The organism is Nocardia sp. NPDC057663, from assembly GCF_042799895.1.
Taxonomy (GTDB): Bacteria; Actinomycetota; Actinomycetes; order Mycobacteriales; family Mycobacteriaceae; genus Nocardia.
The window spans coordinates 303,141-316,154 of record NZ_JBHVHX010000003.1 but is presented as its reverse complement, the minus strand read 5'-3'; the positions used below and the strand labels follow the sequence as shown (position 1 = coordinate 316,154).

Below are 13,014 nucleotides of genomic sequence, written 5' to 3'. Positions count from 1 at the left end.
TCCCTGCCCGGCCACCGGTGTGTTCGTTCGAGAAGTATCAGAGCCCGACGAAGCTACCGAGCGTGGTCCACCCGAGCACCGAGTCGACGGCCAGACCGCAGAACACCACCGCCAGGTAGTTGTTCGACTGCAGGAACAACCGCAGCGGCTTCACCGATTCACCGCGACGCACCCCGGCGTAGAGCTGATGCGCCATCAGCAGGAACCACGCACCGGCGACCAGCGCGACGGCGGCGTAGATGACACCGGTCGCGGGTACCAGGGCGAGCGTCGCCAGCACGGTCAGCCAGGTATAGATGACGATCTGCTTGGTGACGACCTGCTCGGTCGCGACCACCGGCAGCATGGGCACGCCCGCCGCGCGGTAGTCCTCCTTGTAGCGCATGGCCAGCGCCCAGGTGTGCGGCGGCGTCCAGAAGAAGATGACGGCGAACAGCACGATCGCGGGCCAGCCGATGGTCCCGGTGACCGCGGACCAGCCGACGAGGGCGGGCATGCAGCCTGCGGCGCCGCCCCACACCACGTTCTGCGAGGTCCGGCGCTTGAGGCCCTTGGTGTAGACAAAGACGTAGAACAGGATCGTCGCGACGACCAGCACGCCGCTGAGCAGATTGGCCTGCCACCACAGCCACGCGAACGAGATCGCGCCCAGTGCCACACCGAAGACGAGCGCGTGCCTGGTCGGCACCGCGTCGCGCGCCAGCGGGCGCCGCGCGGTCCGCTTCATCACCTTGTCGATGTCGGCGTCGGCGACACAGTTGAGAGTGTTGGCGCTGGCCGCGCCCATCCAGCCACCGAACAGGGTGACGAGGATCAGCCGGATGTCGACGGTGCCGCGGTCGGCCAGCAACATGGTCGGGATGGTGGCGACGAGCAACAGCTCGATGACACGCGGCTTGGTGAGCGCGATGTAGGCGAGCGGCTTGCGCAGTATCTTGGAGACGAGACCGTCCCCGGTGAGGCGATCGGCCAGTGCCGTCGAGGAATTGTGCGCACCGCTACTACCCGGCTGGGGATCGATCCGCACTGTTTCTCCTCGCACGCTGTGCTTCGCATCCGGCATTGGAACGAGCAGCGCGCGGCTGCGGCGCGGCCACTACTACAGACGATGGTAGACCCACGCCGGTGCCGCTCCACGCCAGGCCCCTGCCACCGTGGGCACGGTCACTGCCGCTCACACGGCCGTCGCGTGGCCCCACCCCACGGTGAACCGGCATCGACATGCAGGTGAACGGCACTGCGGACGCGCCACCGCCCTGCCTGCCGATGGATGCCGCCCACACCGGAGACGACGCCCAGGTCCGCACTACACTCTCTACCAGGGTTCGCGCCGCTCCCACCGAGCACCACCACTAGGGTGTGGATGTACATCGGTACGCACCCCCGGCCGCGTGCGATCCGTTCGAGACACATCGCAGCTGCCATGTATCGCCGTCGACGAAACCTCAGGTCAGGAGAACCACGGTCGTGTCAGTCACAGACGACATTCGCGCCCTCACTCAGCGGAACTACCCCAGCGACTGGACGGACCTCGACACCAAGGCCGTCGATACCGCCCGCGTCCTCGCCGCCGATGCCGTGCAGCAGGCTGGCAACGGGCACCCCGGCACCGCGATGAGCCTCGCGCCGGTCGCCTACACCCTCTTCCAGCGCACGATGCGCCACGATCCCGCGGAACCGCGCTGGGTCGGTCGCGACCGGTTCGTGCTGTCCTGTGGGCACTCCAGCCTCACCCTCTACATCCAGCTCTACCTGGCCGGCTTCGGCCTGGAGCTGACCGACCTCGAGCACCTGCGCCAGTGGGGCTCGCTGACCCCGGGCCACCCCGAGTTCCGGCACACCGACGGCGTCGAGATCACCACCGGCCCGCTGGGCCAGGGCCTGGCCTCCGCGGTCGGCATGGCGATGGCCGCCCGTCGTGAGCGCGGCCTTTTCGATCCGGAAGCGGCGCCGGGCACCAGCCCGTTCGACCACTTCATCTACACCATCGCCTCCGACGGCGACCTGCAGGAGGGCGTCACCGCCGAGGCCTCCTCGATCGCGGGCACCCAGCAGCTGGGCAACCTCGTGGTGATCTACGACGACAACGAGATCTCCATCGAGGACGACACCGACATCGCCTTCACCGAGGACGTCGCCAAGCGCTACGAGGCCTACGGCTGGCACGTGCAGATCGTCGAGGGCGGCGAGGACGTCGTGGCGATCGAGGCGGCCATCGAGGCCGCCAAGGCCGAGACCGACAAGCCGTCGATCATCATCCTGCGCACCATCATCGGCTTCCCCGCGCCGAACAAGATGAACACCGGCGGCGCGCACGGTGCGGCGCTGGGCGCCGAGGAGGTCGCCGCGGTCAAGAAGGCGCTCGGCTTCGATCCCGAGAAGTCCTTCGACGTCGACCCGGCCGTCGTCGAGCACACCCGCCAGGCCCTGGCCCGGGGTGCCGAGGCGAAGGCGAAGTGGCAGCTGGACTTCGACAAGTGGGCCGAGACGAACCCGTCGAACAAGACCCTGTTCGACCGCCTGCAGACCCGCTCGCTGCCCAAGGGCTGGGTCGAGGCGCTGCCGACCTTCGACACCGACCCGAAGGGCATGGCCACCCGCAAGGCCTCCGGCAAGTTCCTGGCGGCCGTCGCCGACGAGCTGCCCGAGCTGTGGGGCGGCTCGGCCGACCTGGCCGAGTCCAACAACACCACCATGCCCAACCAGCCGAGCTTCGGCCCCGAGTCGATCTCGACCGGCATGTGGAAGGCGCAGCCCTACGGCCGCACCCTGCACTTCGGTATCCGTGAGCACGCGATGGGCTCGATCCTCAACGGCATCGCGCTGCACGGCCCGACCCGCCCCTACGGCGGCACCTTCCTGGTGTTCTCCGACTACATGCGCCCGGCCGTTCGCCTGGCCGCGCTGATGCGGGTGCCCGCCATCTACGTCTGGACCCACGACTCCATCGGTCTCGGCGAAGACGGCCCGACCCACCAGCCGGTCGAGCACCTGGCCGCGCTGCGCGCGATCCCCGGCCTCAATGTCGTGCGCCCCGGCGACGCCAACGAGACCGTGCACGCCTGGCGCACCATCCTCGAGCGCGACTCCGACGAGCACACCTCGCACTTCCACACCTTCGACGCCCCGCACCAGGACGGCCCGTCCGCGCTGGCGCTGACCCGCCAGGACATCCCGACCCTGGAAGGCACCAGCTACGAGGGTGTCAAGAAGGGTGGATACATCCTGGCCGAGGCCTCGACCGGTGCACCGCAGGTCATCCTCATCGGCACCGGTTCCGAGCTCCAGCTCGCGGTCGCCGCGCGCACTACCCTGGAGGAGCAGGGCATCCCGACCCGCGTGGTCTCGATGCCGTGTGTGGAATGGTTCGACGCGCAGGAGCAGGGCTACCGCGACGAGGTGCTGCCGCCTTCGGTGCGCGCCCGGGTGGCTGTCGAGGCCGGTATCGCGATGCCGTGGCACCGGTTCGTCGGTGACGCGGGCGAGGTCGTCGGTATCGACCACTTCGGTGCGTCGGCCGACTTCAAGACGCTGTTCCGCGAATTCGGTATCACCGCCGATGCCGTCGTCGCCGCCGCGCTGCGTTCGACCGACAAGGTGAAGGGGTAAAACCAATGGCACAGAACGAGAATCTCGCCGCGCTCTCGGCCGCGGGGGTCTCGGTGTGGCTCGACGATCTGTCCCGTGATCGGATCAAGTCCGGCAATCTCGCCGACCTGGTCGCGACCCGCAGCGTCGTCGGCGTCACCACGAACCCGAGCATCTTCCAGGCCGCGCTGAGCAAGGGTCACGACTACGACGGTCAGCTGAAAGAGCTTGCCGCCCAGGGCGCCGACGCCGACGCCGCGATCCGCACCATGACCACCGACGACGTGCGCGCCGCCTGCGACGTGCTCGCCCCGGTGTTCGAGGCCACCGGTGGCGTCGACGGCCGCGTGTCGATCGAGGTCGACCCGCGCTTCGCCTTCGACGCCGACAAGACGGTCGCCCAGGCGATCGAGCTGTGGAAGATCGTCGACCGCAAGAACCTGTTCATCAAGATCCCGGCCACCGAGGCGGGCCTGCCCGCCATCACCGCGGTGATCGGCGAGGGCATCAGTGTCAACGTGACGCTGATCTTCTCGGTGCCGCGCTACCGCGCGGTGATGGGCGCCTACCTCGACGGTCTGCGCAACGCCCAGATCGGCGGCCACGACCTGGCCAAGATCCATTCCGTCGCTTCGTTCTTCGTCTCCCGCGTGGACACCGAGATCGACAAGCGGCTGGACGCGATCGGCACGCCGGCGGCGCTCGCGCTGCGTGGCAAGGCCGGTGTGGCCAACGCCCGGCTGGCCTACGCCGAGTACCAGGACGTGTTCGACGGTGGGGCGCACACCTCCACCTACAACCACCTGGCCGCGCAGGGCGGCAACCGCCAGCGGCCGCTGTGGGCGTCGACCGGGGTGAAGAACCCGGACTACTCCGACACCCTGTACGTCACCGAGCTGGTGGGCCCGAACACGGTGAACACCCTGCCGGAGAAGACGTTGCAGGCCTTCGCCGATCACGGCGAGGTGCTCGGCGACACGCTCAGCGGCCGGGCCACCGAGGCCGCGCAGGTCTTCGCCGACCTGGCCGCGGTCGGCATCGACCTCGACGATGTGTTCGCGCTGCTCGAGCGCGAGGGCGTCGACAAGTTCGAGTCGGCGTGGATCGAACTGCTCGAAGCCACCACCGGCGAACTGCGCACCGCGTCGGCGGGGGGCAACTGACCCGATGGCCGGCGCAGCATCGACGGATCCGGCGGCGGGGCTGTGGCATAACCCGCTGCGCGACGAACGAGACAAACGGGTTCCCTTCATCGCGGGCCCGTGCTGCATGGTGATCTTCGGTGTCACCGGAGATCTGTCCCGCAAGAAGCTGATGCCGGCCATCTACGACCTGGCGAACCAGGGGCTGTTGCCCCCTGGTTTCGCCCTGGTCGGGTTCGCCCGGCGTAACTACGCCGACGAAGACTTCGCCGCCGTCGTCCTGGACGCGGTGAAGCAACACGCACGCACACCCTTCCGCCAGGAGGTCTGGGACCATCTGGCCGAGGGGCTGCGGTTCGTCCAGGGCAGTTTCGACGACGACGCGGCCTTCGCGACGCTCGCCGACACCCTGCGCAACCTGGACGCCACCCGCGGCACCGGCGGCAATTACGCCTTCTACCTGTCGATTCCGCCGAACATGTTCCCCGTGGTGCTCGACCAGCTCTCCGAGCACAAGCTGGCGCAGCCGGTCGGCACCGACGCCGACGGCTACCTGCCGTGGCGGCGCGTGGTGATCGAGAAGCCCTTCGGGCACGACCTGGCCAGCGCCAAGGAACTCAACGCGCTGGTCAACCGGGTCTTCCCGGAGGAGCAGGTCTTCCGCATCGATCACTACCTCGGCAAGGAGACGGTGCAGAACATCCTGGCGCTGCGCTTCGCCAACGAGTTGTTCGAGCCGCTGTGGAACGCCAACTACGTCGACAGCGTGCAGATCACCATGGCCGAGGACATCGGCCTGGGCGGGCGCGCCGGGTATTACGACGGGATCGGCGCCGCGCGTGACGTCATCCAGAACCATCTGCTGCAACTGCTGGCGCTGACCGCGATGGAGGAACCCACCTCCTTCGAGCCGGAGCAGCTGACCACCGAGAAGATCAAGGCGCTCTCGGCGACCAAACTCGTCGCGCCGCTGGACGAGACGACCGCGCGCGGCCAGTACACCGAGGGCTGGCAGGGCAGCGAGCCCGTGGTCGGCCTGCACGAGGAAGACGGTTTCGACCCGCAGTCGCGGACCGAGACCTACGCCGCGATCACCCTGCACGTGGAGAACCGCCGCTGGGCCGGTGTCCCGTTCTACCTGCGCACCGGAAAACGCCTGGGCCGCAGGGTGACCGAGATCGCGGTGATCTTCAAACGCGCGCCGCACCTGCCGTTCGACCAGACCATGACCGAGGAACTCGGCCAGAACGCGCTGGTCATCCGGGTGCAGCCGGACGAGGGCATCACCCTGCGCTTCGGTTCCAAGGTGCCCGGCTCGGGCATGGAAGTGCGCGATGTGAACATGGACTTCAGTTACGGCGAGGCGTTCACCGAGTCCTCCCCCGAGGCCTACGAGCGGCTGATCCTGGACGTGCTGCTCGGCGTGCCCTCGCTGTTCCCGGTCAACGCCGAGGTCGAATTGTCCTGGCGCATCCTCGATCCCGTGCTCGAGCACTGGGCGGCCGATGGCAAGCCCGAACCCTACGAGGCGGGCACCTGGGGTCCCACCTCGGCCGATGAGATGCTCGCGCGCAGCGGGCGGGAATGGCGGCGCCCGTGATCGTCGACATGCCCGACACCACCACGGCCGATGTGGCCAAGCGGATGGTGCAGCTGCGCGAGACCAACGGCGTCATCACCCAGGGCCGGGTGCTCACCCTGGTGGTGTGCACCCTGGATTCCTCCGAGGCCGAGGACGCGATCGACGCCGCCAACGACGCCAGCCGTGAACACCCGTGTCGAGTGATCGTGCTGGCCCGCGGTGACCGCGACGCCGACACCCGGCTCGACGCCCAGATCCGGGTCGGCGGCGACGCCGGCGCGGCCGAGGTGATCGTGCTGCGCCTACAGGGTCCGCTGGTGAACCACGAGAGCAGCGTCGTCACGCCGTTCCTGCTGCCCGACACCCCCGTGGTGGCGTGGTGGCCGCGTGGCGCGCCGGAGTTCCCGTCGCTGGACTCGGTGGGCAAGCTGGCCAAGCGCCGGATCACCGACGCCACCTTCGCGCGCGATCCACAGGCCACCATCAAGAAGCGCCGCTACTCCTACGCGGTGGGCGATACCGATCTGGCGTGGAGCCGCATCACCTACTGGCGCGCACTGCTGGCCGCGGCGCTGGACGAGCCGCCGTTCGAGCCGGTCACCTCGGTGACCGTGTCCGGGCTGGCCAGCGAGCCAGCCCTGGACACGCTGGCGGGCTGGCTGGCCTCGCGCCTGAGTTGTCCCGTCGTCCGCAGGACGGGCGAGCTGCGGGTGGAGCTGCACCGCGGCACGGGTTCGATCGCCATCAGCCGCCCGCAACTAGGAAGAACAGCAACGCTGACCCGCACCGGTGAACCCGATCAGCGCATCGCGCTGGCGCGCCGGGAAACTCGCGACTGCCTCGCCGAGGAACTGCGCCGGCTCGATGCCGACGAGATCTACGCCGAGGCGCTCGCCGGAATCGAGAAGGTGACCTATGAGTGACCACATCGACGTGCACGACGAGCTCGGTGCCGAATTCCCCGCCGACACCATCGAGGTCCACGACGACGCCGACGGTCTCGCCGATGCCGCCGCCGAACGATTCGTCGACGTGATCGTCGCGGCCCAGGCCGAACGCGGCACCGCCTCGGTGTCGCTGACCGGTGGCAGCGACGGCATCCGCCTGCTCGAGCGAGTCCGGCAGAACCCGGGCGCCATCGACTGGTCCCAGCTCTACGTCTACTGGGGCGACGAGCGTTTCGTCCCCGCGGGCGACGCGGATCGCAATGAGCTCCAGGCCAGGCAGGCACTGCTCGACTTCGTCCCGCTCGACCCGGCCCACGTCTTCCCGATCGCCGCCTCGGACGGCCCGTACGGCTCCCCGGAGGAAGCGGCCGCCGCCTACGCCCAGGCGATCCACACCGAGCTCGACGAACGCGGCGAGATCGACCTGACGGTCCTCGGCATGGGTCCCGAAGGCCACATCGACTCCCTGTTCCCGCACTCCCCCGCGATCCGGGAACAGACGGATTACGTTGTCGCCGTTCATGATTGCCCGAAGCCGCCGCCGACCCGGGTCAGCCTGACCCTCCCGGCGATCCACCGTTCCCGCCACGTGATGCTCGTCGTCAGCGGCACCGGCAAGGCCGCGGCGGTCGCCGCCGCCGTCAACGGGGCCTCCCCCGACGATGTCCCGTCGGCAGGCGCCGTCGGTATCGAGTCGACCACCTGGGTGATCGACGAGGCGGCCGCCGCCGACCTGCTGCTCGACGAGAAGTAACCGCTTGACGAAAGGGCCGGGCCCAGCCGGGTCCGGCCCTTTCGCATGCCACCGCGGCACGCGGTCACCCGCCCCTCACGGCCGCCCCCCACGACCCGTCGATATCGTCGGGGGTGTTCTACCGGCCGAAAGGGTGACCACCAGCATGATCCAGACCGAGACGGTGACGATTCCCGGCCATGTGCACGGCTATCCGCAGGTGGCGTTCGGCGGATATGTGGCCGGAATGCTGGCCCGCCGATCCGGCGCCGGCACCGTGCGCGTCGATTTCCGCCGCGCTGTCCCGATCGACACCCCGATCGCCCTGGCCGCCGCCGAACCCGGGCACGCGACACTGACCGACGGGGACGGCACGCTGCTGGCGCAGGCCTCCCCCGCCACGCTCGGCCACACCGCGCCGCCCGGTCCCTCCTGGTCGGCGGCCAAGCGCGCTGCCGAAGCCGCGCTCGCGAGCCCGAAACGCCCGGTCACCGACTGCTTCGGCTGCGGTGTTCAGTGCGCTCCCGGCCACGGCCTGCGCATGTTCCCCTGGCCGGTACCGGAGCGTCCGGTCATCGCCGCGGCCTGGACTCCGGATCAGGGCCTCGCGGACGACAACGGGGAACTGCCGCTGGAGATCGTCTGGGCTGCCCTCGACTGCCCCGGCGGTATCGCCGCCTGGGTGTTCCAGGGCATGGCCCACGGCGCGGTCACCGCGGCCCTCACCGCCACCCGGTTCCAGCCGGTCCTGGCGGGCGCGGAGTACATCTCGCATGCCTGGGCGATCCGCAGCGAAGGCCGCAAACACACGGTGGGCGTGGCCCTTTCCACGCGCGGCGGCGAGCTGTGTGCCCTCGCCGAGGCCCTGTGGGTGGCGCCGCGCGAGGAGACCCCGCTCCCGGCTTCCGAGTGATAGCGCCGCCCCCGGCTCCCGGGCGATAGCTCGGCCTCGGCTTCCGGGCGATAGCTCGGCCTCGGCTTCCGGGCGATAGCTCGCCGGCGACTTGCCGCCTCTGCGACGAAGTTAATCGCCACGGGCGAACTCGACGTCGCCCACGCCCGTGGTCAGTGAGATGTACTCGCGCGCTCCAGCAGGCGATTACGCAGGTGGGCGAGGATTTCCTCGCGGGCAGGGCGCGCCGCGGGGACGAGGCGGGGCATGCTCAGGAAGGCGTGGGTCGCTGCGGCATAGCGGGTCAGTGTCACCTCGACGCCTGCTCGGCGCAGCCGGTCGGCGTAGGCGGGCGACTGGTCCTCGATGGTGTCGAGACCGGCCGACAGGATGAGGGCGGGGGCGACGCCGGTGAGATCGTCGGCGTACAGCGGCGAGATCGTCCTGGCATCGAACGACGAAGGTAGCGCGATCCGTTGTACCGCACGGCAATTGGCGGGCGATGCGGTCGGGGCGTCGGCGTTCTCGGTGAACGACGGATACCGGAACACGGCGTCGGTCCAGTCGAGCTGCGGATTGATCAGGACCTGGCTGCGCACCGGCAGCCCGCGGTCGACGGCCCTGATCGCGGTGAGGGCCGCGAGCGTGGCGCCCGCGCTGGCGCCGAGCAGGGCGAGGCGCTCCGGATCGGCGCCCCATCGCGTGGCCTGCTCGACTAGGCGAGGCACGGCGTCGTAGGCATCCCGGACGGGTTCGGGCACCGGATGCTCCGGTGCCAGGCGGTAATCCACGGAGGCGACCACCGCCGGGGTGCGCGCGGCCAGATGGCTGAGCAGCCAATCGTCCTGGGCCGGAACACCGCCGATGAGACCGCCACCGTGGAAGGCGACGATCAACGGCAGCCCGGTGCCGCCGCTCGTCGGCTGGTAGATCCGCACGTCGAGGGTGCGACCCGCGAGCTCGAGGGAATGCGTCGTGATCCGCGCACCGGGGTCGGGCTTGCCGAGGACGAAGGCGCCGAGCGTGGATCCCAGGGTGCGCGCCTGGGCGGCGCGCAGTTCGACGACCTCGGCCGGGGTGATCGTGTCCCAGTCCGGTTCGGGCTTGAGTGCGGCCAGTATCCGCATTCGCAGGGGGATTCTGCCTCGCATGATGGGTCCTCCGGGCGTCTCGTCGTGCTGTTCACCGGCCGCTGAGTCAGCGGGTAGCACTACGGTGCCAGGAGTGACCGGCGGTGCGCTTTCGGAAACATGCGGTCCGGCACGATCGCCGCACACGCCCGGGTCGAGTTCGACCAATGTCACCGCACAGCACCGTCGTACTGGATCCGGCGGCGTGCCATCACCTGGCCGACGTCAGGGCTGGAGGTTGTGGTCATTCGACCCGGCCGGCTGCTCGCACCGCTTCCCGCTACGGGCAGGTCCATGCCGATGTGCTGGACGGTGTGTCGACATCAGCCGGTCGATGTCGGTCCAATGCGGCGGTCGGGAGCGTGCGAGCGCCTAGCATCGGATTCCTGGCATGCCGACGGGATCGGACGTCGACTCGACTGCGGGCGAGGAGTGGGTGCGATGGGCGAAGTGGCGAGGAGCTCGCTCGACCTGGATGCGGCATTTCGGACCGCGCTGGCCGGTCTCACCGCGGCTGACCGGTGCGATGCCGTCGGCGCGATCGATGCCGCGCGGGGGCTGGAGCTGTTCGAATCCCAAGTCACCAGTAGGCATCTCGATCTGGCGGCGCGGCGGCTCGGTGCCGCCCGGCAGGGGTACTACAGCATCGGGTCATCGGGACACGAAGGCAATGCGGCGGTGGCGGCCGCACTGCGGGTCGACGATCCGGCGCTGCTGCACTATCGATCGGGCGCGTTCTTCGTCCAGCGGTGCAGGCAGATTCCGGGGGCCGACCCGATCCGGGACGTGCTGCTCGGGGTTGTCGCGGCCGCCGCAGATCCGATTTCCGGTGGCAGGCACAAGGTGTACGGGAGCAAGCAAGCCTCGATCATCCCGCAGACCTCGACGATCGCGTCGCAGCTGCCGCGCGCGGTCGGGCTGGCGTTCGCGCTGGACCGGGCCGCACGGCAAGGCATTGCGTGTCCGTGGCCCGCCGATGCGGTGGTGGTGTGCAGTTTCGGTGACGCTTCGGCCAATCATTCCACCGCGGCAGGGGCGATCAACGCGGCGGTGCACGCCGCGTATCAGGGTGTGCCGATGCCGCTCGTGTTCGTCTGCGAGGACAACGGGATCGGTATCAGTGTGCCGACGCCGCCGGATTGGATCGAACGTTCCTACGGTCCACGCCCAGGGCTCACCTACCTCGCTGCCGATGGCTGCGATCTCCCGGATGTCCTCGGTGCCGCCGAAGACGCGGTGACCCTCGCGCGGACGTGGCGGGTGCCGGTCTTCTTGCACCTGCGCACGGTGCGCCTCGGCGGGCACGCGGGATCGGATGTCGAGGCCGCCTACCGTGGCCCGGCCGAACTCGCCGCCGACCTGGCTCGTGATCCGTTGCTCGGCACCGCCCGCTACTTGCTCGGTGCGGGGATCTGCGATGCCGTCGACCTCCTCGACCGCTACGAGCGCATCGGTGCTCGGGTCCGCGACACGGCCGACGAGGTGCTCCGCGAGGCCCGGCTCGACTCCGCGGCGGCGGTGACGGCTCCCCTCGCCCCGTCCAGTCCCGACGCGGTCCGCAGCGACGTCGCCCGGAGCGTCGGCAACCGCGCAGCCGATGTCCTCGAGCTCGGCCCCGGCGGCGCACCGGAGGACACCGGGTCGCACCGCGATTCGGCCGTCCCCGCACTGCCGCCGATGACACTCGCCCAGTCGATCAACCACACGCTGGGCGAACTGCTCACACGCGACGACGTGCTGGTCTTCGGCGAGGACGTGGGCCGCAAGGGCGGCGTCTACGGCGTCACGAAGGGCCTGCGGAAGCGATTCGGGGCGCGGCGGGTCTTCGATACCCTGCTCGACGAGCAGACCATCCTCGGGACGGCGCTCGGGACCGGGCTGGCCGGGTTCGTGCCGATCCCGGAGATCCAGTACCTGGCCTACGTCCACAATGCCGCCGACCAGATCCGTGGTGAAGCGGCGACGCTGTCGTTCTTCTCCAACGGCCAGTACCGCAATCCCATGGTGGTGCGGATCGCCGGGCTCGCGTATCAGAAGGGCTTCGGCGGCCACTTCCACAACGACGATTCCCTGGCGGCCCTACGCGATATCCCCGGCGTCGTCCTGGCGGTGCCCGCCCGCGCCGACGACGCCGCGGCGATGCTGCGCACCTGCGTCTCCGCCGCCCGGGTCGACGGCCGCGTCTGCCTGTTCGTGGAACCGATCGCGCTGTACCACACCAGGGATCTGCATCCCGGCGACGAATCCTGGCTCGCCGCACCGGCTTCCGAGCATGTCCCGATCGGCAGCGCCCGGCTCTACGGCGACGGCGCCGACCTCACCCTCGTCACCTTCGGCAACGGGGTCCCGATGTGCCTGCGCACCGCGGACCGCCTGGCGGCCCAGGGCATCCACGCCAGGGTGCTCGACCTACGCTGGCTGAACCCACTCCCGGTCGCCGACCTGCTCCACCACGCCGAGGCGACCGGCCGCGTGCTCGTCGCCGACGAAACCCGGCGCAGCGGCGGAGTGTCCGAGTCGGTCTACGCGGCGCTCGTCGACGCGGGCTTCCACGGCACACTCGCCCGCGTCACGAGCGAGGACAGCTTCATCCCCCTCGGCCCCGCGGCAGACACCGTCCTGCTGAGCGAGTCCGCCATCGAAGCGGCGGCACAGCGGGTGGTCCAGCGGGTGCGCTAGCCCGGCGGTGCGCAGGCAAAAACCCCACCGGTCGCGCAAGCGGGTCGGCGGGGTCGAGCAAAAGGAGTTCGCGCGAACTCAGGCGAACTTGATCTCCAGGCCGATGCCGAGGATCGCGATCAGCCACACGAGGCCGACGAAGATGGTGATGCGGTCGAGGTTCTTCTCGACGACGGTGGACCCGGACAGGCTCGACTGGACGCCGCCACCGAACAGGCTGGACAAGCCGCCACCCTTGGCGCGGTGCAGCAGCACCAGCAGCACCAACAGGACGCTGGTGATCACAAGGAGGATATCGAGGAACAGCGACATGGCGCCCAT

At 69.6% G+C, this 13,014-nt stretch carries 10 protein-coding genes; 7 read left to right on the top strand and 3 right to left on the bottom strand.

Features of this window, described 5'->3' with window-relative positions:
* Positions 1–37 precede the first annotated feature (37 nt).
* Positions 38–1,027 carry a heme o synthase gene (locus tag ACFVAV_RS09605; protein WP_379032620.1) on the bottom strand — a complete coding sequence of 330 codons (990 nt, stop codon included), beginning with the start codon at positions 1,025–1,027 and terminating at the stop codon, positions 38–40.
* Between the two features lie 440 nt (positions 1,028–1,467).
* On the opposite strand from ACFVAV_RS09605, the gene tkt reads away from it, so the two are divergent.
* From tkt to ACFVAV_RS09575, 6 genes are all read left to right on the top strand, one after another.
* Positions 1,468–3,609 (top strand): transketolase, encoded by a 2,142-nt coding sequence (gene tkt, locus ACFVAV_RS09600; RefSeq protein WP_379032617.1) that lies wholly within the window; start codon positions 1,468–1,470, stop codon positions 3,607–3,609.
* Between the two features lie 5 nt (positions 3,610–3,614).
* Positions 3,615–4,751 (top strand): transaldolase, encoded by a 1,137-nt coding sequence (gene tal, locus ACFVAV_RS09595; protein WP_379032615.1) that lies wholly within the window; start codon positions 3,615–3,617, stop codon positions 4,749–4,751.
* 4 nt (positions 4,752–4,755) lie between these two features.
* Complete coding sequence (gene zwf, locus ACFVAV_RS09590; RefSeq protein ID WP_379032612.1) at positions 4,756–6,330, top strand: glucose-6-phosphate dehydrogenase; 1,575 nt, start codon at positions 4,756–4,758, stop codon at positions 6,328–6,330.
* Positions 6,327–7,235, top strand: coding sequence for a glucose-6-phosphate dehydrogenase assembly protein OpcA (opcA, locus tag ACFVAV_RS09585; protein ID WP_379032609.1), 909 nt, complete (start codon positions 6,327–6,329; stop codon positions 7,233–7,235). Before zwf ends, opcA begins: the two co-directional genes overlap by 4 nt.
* The gene (pgl, locus tag ACFVAV_RS09580) at positions 7,228–8,013 is read left to right on the top strand and encodes a 6-phosphogluconolactonase (protein ID WP_379032606.1); all 786 of its coding nucleotides are present in this window, start codon (positions 7,228–7,230) and stop codon (positions 8,011–8,013) included. The genes opcA and pgl overlap by 8 nt, the downstream gene beginning before the upstream one ends.
* Positions 8,014–8,146: 133 nt before the next feature.
* Positions 8,147–8,905 (top strand): PaaI family thioesterase, encoded by a 759-nt coding sequence (locus ACFVAV_RS09575; RefSeq protein WP_379032603.1) that lies wholly within the window; start codon positions 8,147–8,149, stop codon positions 8,903–8,905.
* 152 nt (positions 8,906–9,057) lie between these two features.
* Here the strand turns inward: ACFVAV_RS09575 and ACFVAV_RS09570 are convergent, their stop codons facing one another.
* Complete coding sequence (locus ACFVAV_RS09570) at positions 9,058–10,035, bottom strand: alpha/beta hydrolase fold domain-containing protein (RefSeq protein ID WP_379032600.1); 978 nt, start codon at positions 10,033–10,035, stop codon at positions 9,058–9,060.
* A gap of 420 nt (positions 10,036–10,455) precedes the next feature.
* Between ACFVAV_RS09570 and ACFVAV_RS09565 the strand changes: the two genes are divergently transcribed.
* Positions 10,456–12,693 (top strand): dehydrogenase E1 component subunit alpha/beta, encoded by a 2,238-nt coding sequence (locus ACFVAV_RS09565; protein ID WP_379032597.1) that lies wholly within the window; start codon positions 10,456–10,458, stop codon positions 12,691–12,693.
* 78 nt (positions 12,694–12,771) lie between these two features.
* On the opposite strand, the gene secG is transcribed toward ACFVAV_RS09565, so the two are convergent.
* Complete coding sequence (secG, locus tag ACFVAV_RS09560; protein WP_218718250.1) at positions 12,772–13,005, bottom strand: preprotein translocase subunit SecG; 234 nt, start codon at positions 13,003–13,005, stop codon at positions 12,772–12,774.
* Positions 13,006–13,014: the final 9 nt, after the last annotated feature.